This is a genomic window from Massilia aurea (genome assembly GCF_014200505.1).
Taxonomy (GTDB): Bacteria; Pseudomonadota; Gammaproteobacteria; order Burkholderiales; family Burkholderiaceae_D; genus Telluria; species Telluria aurea_B.
In genome coordinates this window covers 899244-915715 of the sequence record NZ_JACHBX010000001.1, presented here as the reverse complement: position 1 = coordinate 915715, position 16472 = coordinate 899244, and the positions used below count along the sequence as shown (strand labels likewise).

13 protein-coding genes are annotated in these 16472 nt (G+C 62.6%); 7 read left to right on the top strand and 6 right to left on the bottom strand.

The window, feature by feature from the left end:
• Nucleotides 1-38: 38 nt before the first annotated feature.
• Together HD842_RS04045 and HD842_RS04040 are read right to left on the bottom strand one after the other, a co-directional pair.
• Complete coding sequence (locus tag HD842_RS04045) at nt 39-200, bottom strand: hypothetical protein (protein WP_183551265.1); 162 nt, start codon at nt 198-200, stop codon at nt 39-41.
• A gap of 391 nt (nt 201-591) precedes the next feature.
• Complete coding sequence (locus HD842_RS04040; RefSeq protein ID WP_183551262.1) at nt 592-3612, bottom strand: TonB-dependent receptor; 3021 nt, start codon at nt 3610-3612, stop codon at nt 592-594.
• Between the two features lie 239 nt (nt 3613-3851).
• On the opposite strand from HD842_RS04040, the gene HD842_RS04035 reads away from it, so the two are divergent.
• The 3 genes from HD842_RS04035 to HD842_RS04025 all read left to right on the top strand — a co-directional run bounded on the left by HD842_RS04035 (nt 3852) and on the right by HD842_RS04025 (nt 7892).
• Entirely contained in the window at nt 3852-4808 is a 957-nt protein-coding gene (locus HD842_RS04035) for an N-acetylmuramoyl-L-alanine amidase-like domain-containing protein (RefSeq protein ID WP_229424588.1), read from the top strand.
• 609 nt (nt 4809-5417) lie between these two features.
• Entirely contained in the window at nt 5418-6746 is a 1329-nt protein-coding gene (locus tag HD842_RS04030) for a nucleotide sugar dehydrogenase (protein WP_183551256.1), read from the top strand.
• 15 nt (nt 6747-6761) lie between these two features.
• Nucleotides 6762-7892: a DegT/DnrJ/EryC1/StrS family aminotransferase gene (locus HD842_RS04025; RefSeq protein ID WP_183551253.1), complete on the top strand. Its 1131-nt coding sequence runs from the start codon at nt 6762-6764 to the stop codon at nt 7890-7892.
• Between the two features lie 25 nt (nt 7893-7917).
• On the opposite strand, the gene HD842_RS04020 is transcribed toward HD842_RS04025, so the two are convergent.
• The 3 genes from HD842_RS04020 to HD842_RS04010 all read right to left on the bottom strand — a co-directional run bounded on the left by HD842_RS04020 (nt 7918) and on the right by HD842_RS04010 (nt 10544).
• Complete coding sequence (locus HD842_RS04020; protein WP_183551250.1) at nt 7918-9765, bottom strand: energy transducer TonB; 1848 nt, start codon at nt 9763-9765, stop codon at nt 7918-7920.
• Between the two features lie 59 nt (nt 9766-9824).
• Nucleotides 9825-10241, bottom strand: coding sequence for a DUF5710 domain-containing protein (locus tag HD842_RS04015; RefSeq protein WP_183551247.1), 417 nt, complete (start codon nt 10239-10241; stop codon nt 9825-9827).
• Nucleotides 10242-10337: 96 nt separating this feature from the next.
• A complete protein-coding gene (locus HD842_RS04010; RefSeq protein WP_183551244.1) occupies nt 10338-10544 on the bottom strand; it encodes a hypothetical protein in 207 nt (68 codons plus the stop codon).
• Nucleotides 10545-10714: 170 nt separating this feature from the next.
• Here HD842_RS04010 and HD842_RS04005 point away from each other — a divergent pair, with 170 nt between their 5' ends.
• Nucleotides 10715-11452: an XRE family transcriptional regulator gene (locus tag HD842_RS04005; protein WP_183551241.1), complete on the top strand. Its 738-nt coding sequence runs from the start codon at nt 10715-10717 to the stop codon at nt 11450-11452.
• A gap of 16 nt (nt 11453-11468) precedes the next feature.
• Here HD842_RS04005 and HD842_RS04000 read toward each other — a convergent pair whose 3' ends face one another.
• A complete protein-coding gene (locus tag HD842_RS04000; protein ID WP_183551238.1) occupies nt 11469-12356 on the bottom strand; it encodes a LysR family transcriptional regulator in 888 nt (295 codons plus the stop codon).
• 107 nt (nt 12357-12463) lie between these two features.
• Here HD842_RS04000 and HD842_RS03995 point away from each other — a divergent pair, with 107 nt between their 5' ends.
• The 3 genes from HD842_RS03995 to HD842_RS03985 all read left to right on the top strand — a co-directional run bounded on the left by HD842_RS03995 (nt 12464) and on the right by HD842_RS03985 (nt 16264).
• Nucleotides 12464-12874 (top strand): TerB family tellurite resistance protein, encoded by a 411-nt coding sequence (locus HD842_RS03995; protein WP_183551235.1) that lies wholly within the window; start codon nt 12464-12466, stop codon nt 12872-12874.
• A 98-nt stretch (nt 12875-12972) separates the two neighbouring features.
• Nucleotides 12973-14013, top strand: a complete 1041-nt coding sequence (locus HD842_RS03990; protein ID WP_183551233.1) for a DUF4214 domain-containing protein — start codon at nt 12973-12975, stop codon at nt 14011-14013.
• A gap of 643 nt (nt 14014-14656) precedes the next feature.
• Complete coding sequence (locus HD842_RS03985; protein WP_183551230.1) at nt 14657-16264, top strand: glycosyltransferase family 39 protein; 1608 nt, start codon at nt 14657-14659, stop codon at nt 16262-16264.
• Nucleotides 16265-16472: the final 208 nt, after the last annotated feature.

Genomic DNA, 16472 nt, shown 5'->3' with positions numbered 1-16472 from the left:
TCCTTGACAGGACGTCGACGCGAAAACGTGTGCGAAGGCTAGTTGCGGGTTGGCGCGGTCTTGAGCGCCGCCGGGATCAACGTCGCCCAGCCAAGCTGGCGCCGGATTTCTTCTGGCGCCGGTGGCGGCTTCGGATCGCGCGAACGGCGCGCGAGATATTCGCGCACCAGGTGCTTGGCTGGATGCTTGGCATCGTACATGGCAACCTCCGCTTCCTTGCTGCCCGGTGCAGGCACAAGGCCCGCACCGGTCATGAAATTGGTGCCGATCCTCGAGGCGACCGGCTAACCTGTTGAGGTGTCGGATGGCTGCGAATTACTTCGCGCGTTCCTCACTCAGACAGGAGCATCTTAACGGCTGCGTCCAATATTCACCGTTAGATGCCGCACACTTTGGGCGTCAATACGGCTGAGCTCGTTGAACCCGGCTGCGAGGAATACAGCGTAGGGTGGACCGGGACGCGTAGTCGGCTATGCCGTCCACGCGTTCAGTGTCAGGCAAGGTCACGTTGAACGCGTGGACGGGGAACCCGTCCACCCTACCCCTCCACGCCATCATGGCCACAGCCCCCGTTTGCGCGCCGTCCCCCGGTCAGAACTTGTAACGCAGGTTCAGATAATACTGACGACCGCTGACGTCGAGCTTTTGCTGCTCTTCTTCGCTGTAGCGATATTGCGCGCGTTTGGCGTTGGTCAGGTTGGTCGCGCTGAACGCGAGCTCCAGGTTGTCGGTGAAGTAGTAGTTGGCTGACAGCGCCAGCGTCGTCACCGCATCGGCGTACGTTGGCGCGGTCGGCATCGCCACGCCGTTGATCACGGTCAGGCCCTGGCTGTTGGCCGTTGGCGCCGGCGCCGTGGTGCTGTTGACGTACTCGCCGCGGTAGTTTGCGACCAGACGCGCCGACAGCTTGCGGTCTTCATAGTACAGGCCCAGGTTGCCGGTCCATTCGGATGCGCCCACCATCGGCCGGCCATCGTCGACCTTCGTCTTGGCGCGGCTGATGTTCGACGTGAAGCCGAAGTTGGTCTGCCCGAACGGCTGCTCGTACTGCAGCTCGATGCCATTGATCTTCGCGCCCTGCTGCGAGGCCGTGTTGATGAAGAAGGACTTGACGGTCTGGTCGCGCGGATCCTGCAGGTCGATCGTGGTGCTGCCCACCGCGCCCGTCTTCGGATAGCCGTCGATCGACGAATGGAACACGCTCAGCGCGACGATCGAGCGCGGTGCGAAGTACCACGACCACGACAAGTCGACGTTGTCGGCCGTTTGCGGTTCGAGGTCCGGATTCGGGCCCGTCACGCGGCAGCCATTGGCGTCGCAACCCGGCGTACCAAAGCCGCTGCCCAGCAGGTTGTAGTTCTGGCGGCCGATCGTGCGGCTCACGCCAAAGCGCGCCAGCATGTCGTTGCCCATGTCGTAGCGCACATTCAGGCTTGGCAGCCAGTTGTCGAAGGTGCGCTTGGTTGGCGTCTTGTAGTAGAGGACGCCGGCCAGTGGATTGAAACTCGTGCCGTCGTAGAACGGGGTCGCGTCGCCGGCATCGGTGATCGCACCAGGGTACGCGGCGCACGTCACGGGCGCCTGGCCCGGTGCGACGCGCTGGCAGGCGCCAACGGGAATCGGCGTGGCGATATTGGCTTTTACTTCCGTACGCGAGAAGCGCACGCCCACGTTACCCGACCAGCGATCGCGTTCCAGGTTGGCCATCAGGTAGGCAGCGCTCTGGCGTTCCTGCATGTCGATCTCGGAACTCACGCGGCGCTCGAACGCGTCGCTCGTGACCTTGGTATTGCCCGCGATATAGTCCTTGATCGCTTCCGGCGTGTAGGTGAAGCCGGTGTTGTCCCAGCCGGCCGGACCGTCCAGGCCATTGCCGAAGTCGCCCGGGAACGCTTGCCAGCCGGTGGTTGGCGTCGGCGTATTGGACGTAACGCGGCCCGTGACCGGGTCGAGCGTGATGCCATTGCGGAACGCCGGGCCGCGGCGCGCGCTGGTGCGCTTGTGATCCGAGAAGCGCACGCCGCTTTCCAGCGACTGGAAGATGCCGCGGTCGACGCGGTATTCGGCGTCGAGTTGTGCGCTCCATTCCTTGTCGACGGTGCGCACGCCCGAGGCGGCGCGGTCGACGATGGTATAGCCGCTGCCATCGGCGTTCAGGCCGGGCTGGTTGCCGCCCGCGTTCTGGTACTGCACGAACGGCGCGTCATGCAGGCTGCCCAGCGCGTACGAAATGCCGGTGCCGTAGCGGGCCAGCGTCAGGCCCTGATCGAGTTCGGTCGTGCCCACCCCGCGCGTACTCGAGAGCAGCGTCTTGATCGTCAGGTCGTCGTTGACGCGGTACTTGGCATCCAGGTCGAGGAACGAGCTCTCGGCCTTGGCACCGTCGCGGTAAAAGCCTTCCGAGTTGCCGACGTACTGCGGCGTGGTCCCGTCCGGGAACACGATGTCGGCGGCCTTGAGTACCTTCAGCTGGTTGCCATACACGGTGGTCTCGTTGACGATGACCGGATTGCGGATCTGCGCGAACACCTGCTTGCCGTTCGAACTGGTGTTGGCGGCGGTAGCGACAGTGCTGCCCAGCGGCGCGTTCTTCCCGAGCAGCATGGAGTAGATGGCGCTCGATGTCAGGCGGCCGTGGTTGTCGGCGTCCATCGATGAATGAAAGCCCGTGAGCGTCACGTCGAGGTCGCGGTTCGGCTTGAATTGCAGCGACAGCATGCCGCCCTTGCGGTCGCGCACGGATTCGACGAATTCCGAACTCATGGAGCCCGGCAGGCGCACGCCGTTCAGGTCTGCCGCCGTGTAGCCGGTGCCGGCGAGCGATGCATCGGTGATGCCTTTCATCGTGCTGGTGTTGATCACATCCCAGCCGCTGTTGGTGCCATAGGCGAACCGCGAGACCGAATCGCGCCGCACGTAGCGCTTTTCGGCAAACAGCGCGGCCAGCACGCCGAAGGTGCCGGCCTCGTTCTTCCAGTTGACCGAGCCGTTCATGTCCGGCGCGTAGCGGCCCGGCAGGTCGGCGTAGCTGGCGCCGACGCTGATCACGCCCGACAGATTTTCCTTGGCCGACAAGGGCTTACGCGTGGAGACATTGATGGTACCGGCCAGGCCGCCATCGACGATATTGGCCTGGGACGTCTTGTAGACGACCGCCTGCTGCAGCACGTGCGACGGCATCAGGGACAGGCTGGTCGAGCGCGAGCTCGAGCCCTGGTCAGCCACGTACCAGTCGGCGCTGCTGACGGCGTGGCCATTGAAGATGATCAGCGACATGTCCGGATTAGTGCCACGCATCGAGACTTTCTCGGCCTCGTCGTAGTCGGTGCGCACCGCCACGCCGGCCAGACGCTGCAGCGAATCGGCCAGGTTCTTGTCCGGCATCTTGCCGACGTCTTCGGCCGTGATCACCTCGACGTTGGCCGACGCATCGCGCTTGACCGCCAGCGACCGGGCCAGCGAAGCGCGGATGCCCGTCACTTCCACGGTCTGCATCGGCACGGCGGCCGGGGTCTCCTGGTCCTGCGCTTGCGCCTGCGCCAGCACTGGCAACGTGGCAAGGCTCCAGACGGCCATCGATACGGCCGCGGCAAGCGGCTTCTGCTTGAACATCATCTCTCTCCTGGGAAGGTGCGATTCTTGGTAAATTAAGGCAAATTTTTAAATGCTTGTGGCGAGTATTGATGATGAATTGCCATGATGAATAATCACTTGTGTTCGCTTTCGTATAACTGGGAGGAATGCATGTTTCCCGTGGATCGCTCAGGTTATGGGCACCTACGCAGAATTCATTATCCCCAGCGCACACGCCGGATTAGCGTGACACTTTCCCTTCTCCCGAGATGACCGCCATGCGCCTTGCCTGCCTGCTTCTTGCCAGCGCCGTCCTGACCGGCTGCGCCAGCCCTCCTGCCGCCACGCCGCCGATCCCGGGCGCGCCACCGCCACCCACGCCGCTGGCGGCCCTGCTGGACAAGCCGATCTACAAGATGACGCCGTTCGAGACCGGCCAGTACATCCCGCACATGCAAAGTGCGCAGCCCGACCTGCGCAAGCGCATCGCTGCGATCGGCCGCCAGAACATCGGCCAGCCCTATTCGCTGAACCTGCTGGGCGAGTTTCCGTTCGAGATCCACGACAGCTTGCCGATGTACAGTCTCGAACAAAGCGATTGCGTCGTCTTTGCGGAACACACGTATGCGATGGCGCTGTCGCAGTCGTGGGAAGAATTCTTCTGGATGCTGCAGCGGATCCGCTACCGCGACGGCGTGATCGGCGTGGCCACGCGCAACCATTACACCGAGCTGGACTGGAACGTGGCCAACCGCTGGCTGGTTACCGATATCAGCGCCGACCTGGCCGGCCCGAACGGCCCCGGCTACGACATGCGGGTCGACCGCGCCCGCTTCCTGCGCACGCGCCACAACACGGTGCGCGACATCCCCGTCGAAACGAGCCGCCAGACGTACGTGCCGAAAGACGGCGTGGCCGCCATTCTCGACGGGTTGCAGGAAGGCGACTTCGTCAACGTGATCTCGACCCGCAACGGCGAGTACTGGGCCTCGCACGTGGGCCTGGTGGTGCTGGGGCCAAACGGCGAGCGGCACTTCCTGCATTCGTCGGCCCCAAAGGTGCGCGAAGAGACGTTCGCGTCGTACATGGCGCGGGTGGCCGGACGTGAAGCGGACAATGCGCGCGCCGGCAAGCCGGGCCAGATGCTGGCCGGCTTCAAGTTCCTGCGCCTGAACGAGACAATCACGGTGCCGCCAATGGCGCCGCAGCCGCGGCCTGGCCGACCGGGCGCGTAATATATTGCTTTTCGTTTCCGGCTTGCCGGGCCGGGAACGTTACCCTCCTCCGCTTGAATCTTCATTCAAGAAATAGGGGATTAGAAATTTAATTCCCTGATTCTATTTCCATTCTCATTAAACCGTTTGAATAACGCTCCATCGCTACTATCCCTGAGCGCTGTTGAGTGATCTCAATCCCGTCATGCAGCCAGGGTCGGATAATCAACTCGCAAATAACGGGCCATCAAATTCGTGGTAATTCGATCCGTATCTCGGCGCAATTACGGCGCTTTTTTCTGGCATTTTCTCGAATCAATTTCTTGGAGTGCAGTGCGGCCTGACGGCTCCTCTGCCTATAGCGTGGTGTCACATTAAAACTGGCAACGACGTTCAACGCAGACGCCTCGCTTATTTTCAAACATCATTTTTTTCCTTTTCGGTTGGGTTATTTATTTTCGCATTCTTCTTATTGGCTTTTTGCCGTGCTGTTATTCAGTTGATTCAAAGTCAGTCACGCCTTTGATATCCCAGGCAGTACAGCGGCAATAACACGCTGCTGCACGATCAGCCTGAGAAATTGCCGGTTTTGATTTACCTGTTGTTGCCACTGTCACTGTCGAGGAAACCATGCGAGACGAGATCAAATCAGTTCACCTGGAGCAGCTGTTGACCCGGCTGCGTGAGCGCCACGCCGTGATCGGCATCATTGGCCTTGGCTACGTCGGGTTGCCACTCGCGCTGCGCTATGCGGCCGAAGGCTTTCACGTACTGGGGATCGACATCGACGCCGCCAAGGTCGACCAGCTCAACCGCGGCGAGAGCTATATCGCCCACATCAAGGGGCAGACAATCGCTGCGGCGCGCGCCGCAGGCCTGGTCGCCAGCAGCGATTTTTCGCGCGTGGTCGAAGCCGATGCGCTGATCATCTGCGTCCCCACGCCCCTGACCGCCTATCGCGAGCCCGATTTGTCGTATGTGATCGGCACCGTCGAGTCACTACTGCCCCATATGCGCCCCGGGCAGTTGCTGTCACTTGAAAGCACCACCTATCCCGGCACCACCGAAGAAGAACTGCGGCCCCGCCTGGAAGCGCGCGGCCTGCGCGTCGGCCACGATGTATTCCTCGTGTTCTCGCCCGAACGCGAAGATCCGGGCAACCCCGACTTCCACACCCGGACCATTCCCAAGATTTGCGGCGGCTCCACCGACGCCTGCCTGGAAGCCGGCCTGGCCCTGTACCGGCAGGCGATCGACACCGTCGTCCCGGTCAGCTCGACCCGCGCGGCCGAGCTGACCAAACTGCTGGAAAACATTCACCGCGCCGTCAATATCGGGTTGGTCAACGAGATGAAAATCATCGCCGACCGCATGGACATCGACATCCACGAAGTCATCCGGGCTGCGGCCACCAAGCCGTTCGGCTTCACCGCCTATTATCCCGGCCCGGGCCTGGGCGGGCATTGCATCCCGATCGACCCGTTCTATCTCACCTGGAAAGCGCGCCAGTTCGGGCTGCACACCCGCTTCATCGAGCTGGCCGGCGAGATCAACAGCGATATGCCGGCCTGGGTGATCGCCAAGGTGGCCGACGCACTGAACAGCCGTAGCCGCGCCGTCATGGGCAGCCGCATCCTGGTGCTGGGTATCGCGTACAAGAAAGACGTCGAAGACATGCGCGAGTCACCCTCGGTGGCGCTGATGGAACTGCTGCGCGCGCGTGGCGCCGTGGTCGAGTATTCCGACCCCCATGTGCCGGTCTTCCCGCGCATGCGCGAGCATCACTTCGACCTGTCCAGCGTCGAACTCACACCAGCGTCGCTCGCCTCGTATGACGTCGTGCTACTGGCCACCGGCCACAGCGCCTTCGACTATGAACTCGTGCGCCAGAACGCCAGCCTGATCGTGGATACGCGCGGGGTGTTCCCGACCCGCTCGCCCAACGTCGTGCAGGCTTGAAACCAGGGACAGCGCATGCAATCCATCGACCCGCGATCGCAGGACGAGACGTCGCGCAGCCTGATCAACAGCCGCATCCAGGCCGTTCTCGACCACGGCCAGACCATCATGGGGCCTGAAGTCGCCGAACTCGAGCAACGCCTGGCCGACTACACGGGCGCGCGCCATTGCATCACTGCGTCCTCTGGCACCACGGCACTGGCGATCGCCCTGATGGCGCTTGGCGTCGGGCCAGGTGACGACGTCATCACCACGCCGTTTGCCGCCAGTGCGGCGGCCAAAGCGATCGTGCTGGTCGGCGCCAGGCCCGTGTTTGCCGACATCGAGCGCGCCACCTGTACGCTCGATCCGCAGCTGATCGAAGCAGCGATCACGCCGGCCACGCGCGCGGTCATCTCGGTCTCGCTGTACGGCCAGCCGCCCGACATGGACGCCATCAACGGCATCGCGGCCCGCCACGGGCTGGCCGTGATCGAAGACGGCGCACAGAGTTTTGGTGCGACCTACCGCGGGCGCCAGAGCGGCAATCTGTCCACGATCGGCTGCACCAGTTTTTTCCCGACCAACCCGCTCGGTTGCTATGGCGATGGCGGCGCCCTGTTCACGAACGACGATGCGCTCGCGGGCGCGATGCGCGACATCCGCGTGCGCCGTCAGGCGCGGCGCCATGCGCATCACCGTTTTGGCCACGATGCGTGCATGGAGACGCTCCAATGCGCGATCGTGCTGGCCAGGCTGGAACGGTTCGATTGGGACATCAGGCAGCGCCGCCGCATCGCGGCTGCGTACGACGAGATGCTGCAGCCGCATTTGCCTGTCATTGGCTGCTGCTCCGACCGCACCAGCGCCTGTGCGGGGTATGCGGTGCTGGTCGAGCAGCGCGAGCAGGTGCGCGCCATCCTGGCGCATGCCGGCGTCCCGACTGCCGTGCACTACCCGGTGCCGGTCCACCGGCAACCTGCCTACGCCCGGCTGGCAGCCGAGGCGTCGTGCCCCGTCGCTGACGCGATGGCAGCGTCCCTGCTGAGCTTACCGATCGGACCGCACCTGGCGGCGGCAAATGTCCGTCATGGTGTCCAGTGTCTGTTGCATGCGACGGGGCCGCTGCAAGCGCGGGTCGTGGAATCGGTCGAGCTGCAGGGGTGACGCAACGACGATCGACCAGATAACGTCAGCGCATCTCTTCGACGAGCTTGAGTCCCTCGGCAAAGCGCCAGACACGGCGGATCTCGATCACATCGAAGTTTGCGGCGACATTCGGCGGAAACGCGGCGTAGCGGGCGTTCAGGCGCACGAAGCGGCGCACGGCATCGTCCATGTCGGCGCGGCCGCTCGATCGCACGATGGTGATCTCGTCGATACTGCCGTCGCTGCGCAGCGAGACGCTCACCAGGGGATCGATGCGTACGTCGCGCAGCGACAGGCGCGCGCCGCCGAGCACCGCGTTGCGCTCGAGTTTCTGGCGCACGCTGTCGACGTACAAGCGCAGCGGCGCATCGCGCTCGCCGCCGTCGGCCACCACGCGGCGGTTGCCGGCCGGCCGGTCGCGCGGCAAGCCGGAGGCGTCCACATTCGGGATCGTGACCCCGCGCAACAACTCGCGTGCGCGATTGCCGGGCAAGCCAGCCATGGCGCCCGGCCCCGCTTGCATGCCCGCACCGCTGCCCGTGCCCACGCCAGCGCCAGCGCCGTCCGTGCGCGCGGCGGCAGCGGCGCTGCCAGCGGCTGGTCCTGCGCCTGCCCCCGCAGCCGGTCCTGAAGCCTGCGCCTGCACGCGCTGCGCCGCCTGACGGGCCGCTTCTTCGGCAGCGCCCCGCGCCAGCCGCTCGGCATCCACGCGCGCCTGCTCGGCCGCTTGCTGGCGTGCGCGTTCCTCCGCGAGCCTGCGCTGCGCCAGTTCCTCGGCGCGCTGGCGTTCGGCCGCTTGTTGGCGCGCCTGTTCCTCGGCCAGCCTGCGCTGTGCGATTTCCTCGTTGCGCTGGCGTTCGTCCGCTTGCTGGCGTGCGCGCTCCTCGATCAGCCTGCGCTGCGCCAGTTCCTCGTTGCGTTGCCGTTCAGCGGCTTCCTGCACCACGCGCTGCGCGGCATCTTCGGCGCGCTGGCGTGCCTGTAACTGGGCTTGCGCCAGGGCTTCCTGCGTCGCCGCTTCCTGCGCCGCGCGCTGTGCAGCCAGATCGCGCGCAGCGGCCTGTTGTTCACGCTGCACCAATGCTTCCTGATCGCGCAGCGCTTGCTGCTGCTGCTGCACTTGCTGCTGCTGCTCGGCGAGCCTGCTTGCCTCGGCGGCGTTGCGTTGCGCCTCCACCTGTGCCTGAGCCTGTGCCTGTGCCAGCCGCGCCTGCTCCTGCTCTCGCTGCAAGGCCAGCTCCTGCTGCAGTGCCTGCTCACGCTCTACGCGCTCCGCCTCGGCATCCACGACAGGTTCCGGGGGGATTGGTATCTCGCTGGCCGCCACCTCTTCGGGCGCCTCAAGCGGCTCGACAACCGTGGGCGGCGGACCCGCGTCAACCTCGGGTAATGGCACCGCGACAGCGAACTCGGATTCCGGGTTGGCTTCCATGGCAATCACGGGCGTCGCCACGTCGCGCAGAACACGCTTGGGCGCGACTGGCGCCGGCCGAGGCGGACGTTTCTTTGGGGCCGGTGCAACCTCCGCAACCGGCAGCGGCGGCGGTGGGGGCGGCAGATCGACCAGCCGCAGGCCGCGCGCAGGCGCCGGCGCTGGCGGGACAGCGGCGACGGGCAGCGCCGGCGGCGGCTGGACAGGTGTTGGGACCGTTGGCGCCGGCACAGCAGTGACGGTTGGCGCCGGCTCAGGTACAAGTGCCGGCAGAGGAAGAGGCGCTGGCGCGAGCACAACGCTGAGCGGCCCGCCACCGCCGGCATCGCTGCCCGGCACGCCGAACTGCAGCGACAGCAGCAAAGCATGCAGCAGCACCGAAATGGCAATACCGCCAACCAGTCGCCGGTTGCTGTGGGCGTGGCCGGCCTGGCGCGTGCTGGCGGTCGCAGGATGCATGGCGTCGTTGGGAGGTATTATCAGGCTTGCATCTTAGCGTTAACGCGGCAGTATGGCGATCACGCCGCCTTGCCGGGCGTCCGGCTACTCGACGTGCCCGGCATACCACCGACCAGCGCCGCCAGGCTGGTGCGTGCCTGCCACCACGGGGTGCCTTCCAGTGTCTGCCTGCAGCTTGGGCATTCCTCGAATGGGTTGCAATCGTGATCAAGCGCCACGTAATTCACGCCAACCACCGTCTTGCCCTGATAGCTGTCCACCCGACCGGCGCCCGCCTTGGCGCCAGGCCTGGCGGCACCGCCAGCCGAGGCAGAGGTGGAAGTCGATGCAGAAACCGATGCAGCATCGATCCACTTGGCAAACGGCTCGGTGGCGACACCATCGGCCACATACCAGCGGCGGCGGGTGGGATTCCAGCGGGCGCCGAGCGCCTTGGCGGCGTCCTTTTCGGCGTAGGGGACGGTGAGAAAAACCATGTGCGAACTGCTCCGGGATCGATATGCTTGCGGATTGCTATTCTACCGCGCCGGGCTGGTCGCCGGACCGGGCGAGGCACGCCAACCAGCACGACATCAAGGTTCCTTCTGGCGCCGCGCCCATGCCGCATCGCTGTCGCGCTGCTCGCGGCGATCCTTGCGCCATGTGTACAGCAAGTTGCCGATGGTGCTCAGCAAGGCGCTGAACATACCGATCAGCGCGCCGATATCTGTCGGCGTCAAGTCGGTGGCCAGTCCGGCCAGGTTGGCGTCCATTAGACGCTGCAGTATTTCAATCATCATCGTGTCTCCCCCTCTTCTTGCGGCGATACCTGCACCGGCAAGCCCACGCCTACCCTGCGCTACATCAATCTGATGCGTGAAAGTATAGGAAAACTATACCACAGCAGTAAAGAAAAGCTATACTTCAATGTATAGATTTCCTTTACCATACGCATATGGACCTTCAAACAATGATTGCTAACTGGGTGAAAGAAGCGCGCACCGCCGCCGGCTTGTCGGGGACGGCGCTGGGCGCCCGTCTTGCGCTCGAACTCGGTACCGACCGCGGCCATACCAAGGCCAATATCTCGCACTGGGAAAATGAAAAGCACAGCCCGAACCTGAAGCAGTTGCTGGCGATCTCCCGCGTCACCGGCTGCCGTCTTCCGGCGGAGATCCTGGCGCCGCTGGGCGGTGGTCCGGCACATGACGGCGGCGCCCTCCCCGGCCTGCCTGGACTACCCGGGTTGCCCAACCTGCTTCGCGTGGTGGCCGAAGGCGATGACGATGCCTTCGTGCCCATTCCAATGGTCAAGCTGCGCCTGTCAGCGGGCATCACCGGGTACCGGGCCGAGCCGGAAGCGCGCGATGGCGGCACGCTCGGCATGCGCCGCACCTGGCTGGAACGCAACCAGTACAGTCCCTCGCATCTGATCGCGATCTACGTCAAGGGCGAAAGCATGGAACCGTCGCTGTACGCCGGCGACATCGTTGTCATCAACACGCTCGACACCAAGCCGGTGGCTGGCGCCGTGTTCGCGTTCAATGTTGAGGGCGAAGCCGTGGTCAAGCGCCTGGCGCGTGAGGCAGCCCAGTGGTGGCTCACCTCCGACAACCCTGACCAGCGCACCTACCACCGCAAGCTATGTCAGGGCGACGAGTGCATCGTGATCGGCCGCGTCGTGCGCAAGGAAAGCGACCGCATCTGACACGCGCTGCCAGCTGTCAGGCAAACACCTGCGGCGCCCGTTCCAGGATGCGCCGCAGTGCCGGATGGTGGACCCGGCGCTCGACCGTCACGGCATAGACCTGCTCGACAATGGCGTCAATCACACCCACCGGCGCCAGCCCGTATTGTTCGCACAGTGAGTCTGCGAGCACGGTTGGCGCCGCCATGAAGCCTGCACCCGCGCCGGCGAATGCGCCCAGCAGCGCCCCGTCATCGAATTCGCCGACGACGATCGGGCGCAGGCCCTGCGCCTCGAGCCAGGCCATCAGCTGGCTGTGCAGGGCCGCGCCCTGCCCCGGCATCAAAAATGGCGCGCCTTTCAGGCGCTGCGGAAAGTCGCCGGCCCAGCGCTGGCACACGTCGGGATGCGCCACGACCGTCACAGTGCTCGATCCGAGCAGATGACTGTGGCCACGCACGGCGCCACCGGGCGGCAAACCCTGGTCCGAAATCAACAGGTCGAGCCGGTGCGCACTGAGATCTTCCATCAGGTCGCCAAAACGCCCCTCGCGACAGACCAGGTGCATGGCGAGCCCTGCATCGCGCGCAGGTTGCAGCAGCCGGAAGGCCATCGTCTTGGCGATCACATCGCACAGGCCCACTCGCAGTGTCTCGGTCTCGGTGAACAGGCCACGCCGCACCGCCTGCTCCAGTTCATTGCCGAGACTGAAGATCTGGTCCGTATAGCGCAAGACGGTCTTGCCAGCTTCGGTCAGCACCAGCCCGCGTCCCTTCTTGCGCAGGAGTTCCTCGCCAAACTGGTCTTCCAGCAGCTGCAATTGCGTGCTGATTGCCTGCGCCGAGACGTGCAACTGCTCGGCCGCGCGCACGACGCTGCCGGCCGTGGCGACTGCATGAAAGTACTGCAGGTGCTTGTAATTCATTCGCCGTTACCACCAAAAATATTGAGAATTGCTAAAGATTATTCGATTTTACTTTAGCATTGCGCAACCGTATATTGGTGACTCAGTTCACATGAAGCGAGGAAGCAATGAGAAATTACCCAACCGACAGTCCCAAGGCCATGAGCCGCCTGCTGGCCCTGGCGATGATCGCCGACGGCCGCCTGGCGCCCCAGGAGCTCAAGACGCTGCACCGCAGCGGCGTACTCGAGGTACTGGGCGTGAGCGAAGACACGTTCGACGATGCCGCCGGCGAGCTGACGCAGGATCTGCTGACCCACAGCACGAACCACGCTGCTGGCATGGTCGAAATCGAGCCGGCGACGATCGACGCGCTGCTGGACGAAGTGCAGGATCCGGCGCTGCGCGCGCTGGTGCTCAAGGGCATGCTCGAGATCGTGCGGGCCGACCAGATGATCGATCACCGCGAGCGTCGCCTGCTGCGCCGCGCGCTGGCGGCCTGGGGGGACGGCACCGAGCCATTCCCGGCCGCAGCGTGATGACCGCAGCGCAGCACGCTTACAAAGCGTAACCATGTCGGCGGATTGGCGGATATGGCCCAGCCTATAATCGGACATCCCAATGCCCGAGGCCTGCCATGTCCGCCTACCCCACGCTGGATTTTCTGGATGACCTGACCCGGTCGGAAATGAACTGGGCCTGGCGCCTCGACCTCGATCCGGTGCGGGACCCCGAACTCGGCCAGTTCTACGGCCGCACCGCCCGCTACAGCACGACCGATCCGTATGCGGGCGAGGACGATATCTTCGTGTTCCACGCCACCGCCGGCATGGGTTATACGGTGCAAAGCGGCAGCTACCACGATCCTTTCCAGCTGCGGATTTACGACGATGCTGGCAATGCGATTGCCGCCGACGACGGCAGCGGCGCCTACGGCTACGATTACGCAGCGTTCACGGCGGCCTATACCGGCTGGTACTACATCGACGCCTCATGGGATCAGGATTATTACGATACCTATGCCAGCGTGAACGTGTACGAAAGCCGGTTCCCCACGACCACCCGAATCATCGGTACGGACGCGCACGACACCTTGTACGGCACGCGCACGAATGACATCGTCGATGGCGGCGCCGGCATCGACACCTTCGTGCTGGAAGGCCGGCGCAACGAATACACCGTCAGCCTGCGTGATGGCGCGATCACCGTGACAGACCTGGTCGGCTACGACGGCACCGATATCCTGCGCAGCGTCGAGCGCCTGTCGTTCGACGATGGCGCCTTCATCTCGTATGAAACGCAGGGCTTTCCTGCCGAGGCTTACCGTCTGTACCAGGCCGCATTCGACCGCACGCCCGACGCGGGCGGGCTGGGTTACTGGATCGGGCAAATGGGTCAGGGCCAGTCATTGCGGTCAGTGGCGCAGGCATTCGTTGATTCGCCCGAATTCAAGACCCAATACGGCGCCGCGCCCACGGACGCCGCGCTCGTTACGACGCTCTACGCGAATGTGCTGGACCGGGCGCCGGACGCCGCCGGCTTCGCCTACTGGCTCGGCGCGCTGGAACGCCATGCGATTACCAGGGCCGACCTCGTCGTGCAATTTAGCGAAAGCGCGGAAAACCAGGCGCAGGTCATCGGCTCGTTGCAGGCTGGCTATGAGTTCATCGTGACGTGACGGGAACACGGGTTCTGGAGCATCGCACGGCTTGACTGCGTCGGGCCGCCCGACTTACCACTTGAAAGGCCGTTGCTCAAACGGCCTTTTTCGCATCTGATCAACATGGGAGCATGCTCGCCTGCGCCATGTGGTCTCCGGTTTTGCCCCAACTCCGTGCTGACTCTTATCGAAAGTCGATTGAGAACAGCGCGCCAGTGACGTCGTTCAGACATCACTGCCCCTGAATTACTCATGTTTCCCCAGGCTAGGTCCGATGATCGCTGCGCTGTAAAGCGAAGCTGTTGTTAATTCATTCTTTACAGCACAAAAAAGTCAAGCCAACACAAAAAGACATTGGTTAACTTGCAAAAAAGTCTATAATTTTTCAATTTTTTTAAGACGCTTTTTGGCATGGAATGGCGCGTCTGTGCCCTCACACGCGCTTCCTGCGGCAAACCGGAGAAATTAATTGGTATTGAAGATGAATGGTTCCATAGCTGATTGCAAAATACGACCGGCTGGTGCCTTGATTGCAAATGATCTGGCCGGACGGGCGGTGCCCGTGTTTCTGATGCGCGATCTCGCGCGGCAAGGTTGATCGATGCCGACCTGGTTAGCTTTGCGCGCTGAACGACCCGCGTCTTACCGGAATACCATCGCGATGGCCATCGCGTTTATTATCCTGGGATTCATCTATTTCAATCTGTTGCATGCCGATGCCGTCTTTTTGGGCAGTCACTACAAGCCACGCATGGACAGCTTTGCCATCATCACGCTTTCAGCGTTGTGCATGGGCTTCGCGTTACTATTGCCAGGCACGCCGCGTTTTCCTGAGCAACAGCAGTATTCATTGAGCGTACTGCTGATTTTGACGATGGCATGTTGCGCTGTTGTCGGATTTTATTCATTTACCAACCATGCCTGGTGTGCAGACGAGTATGCGTATCTGTTCGAGGCCGACACGTTCAAAGCACTCCGGCTCTGGAATTCGCCACCGCCGCTCGGTGATGCGCAATCAACGTATTACATCTGGGTCAAGGACGGCAAATGGGTAGCACAATATCCCCCTGGCTGGCCTTTGATATTGGCCCTGTTTGGAGGCTCGTTCCCAACCGGCCGCCTGGCCAACGGTGCCTGCACACTCGTTGCAGCCTATGCTGTGTACGAACTGGTAAAAGCACGCGCTAATCGCGAAGCAGCCTGGCTGGCCGTTTTATTTTTTGTCATTTCGCCATTTGTCCTGTTCCATGGTGGATCGCTTTTTTCGCATACCTCGGCGGCTGCACTCGCTGCCTTGACGATGCTGGTTTCGCATAAAGTCAGACAGTCACCGCGAACCGGCCTGTTGATCGCGCTCGGGGTATGTATCGGCATGCTGGGCATAACTCGCAACGTTGCAGCGCTGGCAGTCATTGTCGCAGTCACAGTGGAGCAGGCCCGCGGTGGACGGCTGGTATCCAAAGCGATGTTGATCACCCTTGGCGGTGCGCCGTTCCTGATTGGATTGTTGGCCTACCAATATGCCATCACCGGTCACCCTACGATGCCTGTGTACTGGTATGCAGGACGCACGGTCGACCACCTGTACTTCGATTTGCCGTCCATTCTGATCGGCTTGCGGCACACCGCAGTACACCACGCAGAATTGGCACTGTTTACCAGTCCCCTGATCCATGTGATCTGGTTGGCAGCGCTCTGGAAAATTATCAGGAACAAGCGGTTTGTGGGTGCGGACCTGATTTTTCCAATCGGTATTCTGATCTTCGTTTTCTATCCCCTTCACCCAGGTTTTCGCATCGGCCCTCGCTATTATCTTGATTTTTGGCCTCTTGCGGTTGTCACCATCGGGTCAGCTATCCCGCTGTTTCATGGCGGATGGCGCTATCTCTATCGTAAAACCATTGCCCTCTCGATCATCTACGCTGGAATCATGTCCGTGTTCCTCGTATTTGCATTACGAGATATAACGCAGAGCAAGTTCGAGATGTATGAACGGATCAAAGCTGATGGCTTGACCAACGCCGTCGTTTGTGTCGACACGCGTTCGGACCGGGAAGATATTTATGCCAAACTCGAAGGCTATAACGCAGCCCGTAATGGCATCGAACTTGGTAATCCGGACAAAGCGGCGCAAATAGACGTCATCTATGTTTCCTGCGACAAAACAACAATATCAGAAGTAAAGGCTGCATATCCCCAGCGCACGCTATGGGAATACAAGAGTGCATCCTCGCGACAGCCAGGCATTCTGCAACCGATGCAGCCATGATTCCCGTGCTCCTCCATTGCCTGCATGGAGGAGCACGGCATCGCAGCGAGATACACTTTGCTCATCTATTGCTTCTGGAACGCATGGTATTTGGGCGCTGAGCCAAGCTAGCCTTCAAACTTGTTCACTGCACAGCAAGGATTCAGGCTCGGGGCGCTGTGGAATTTGTTCCCGAACGCGACTTCGCTACTGTCGGTATTCTTTACAG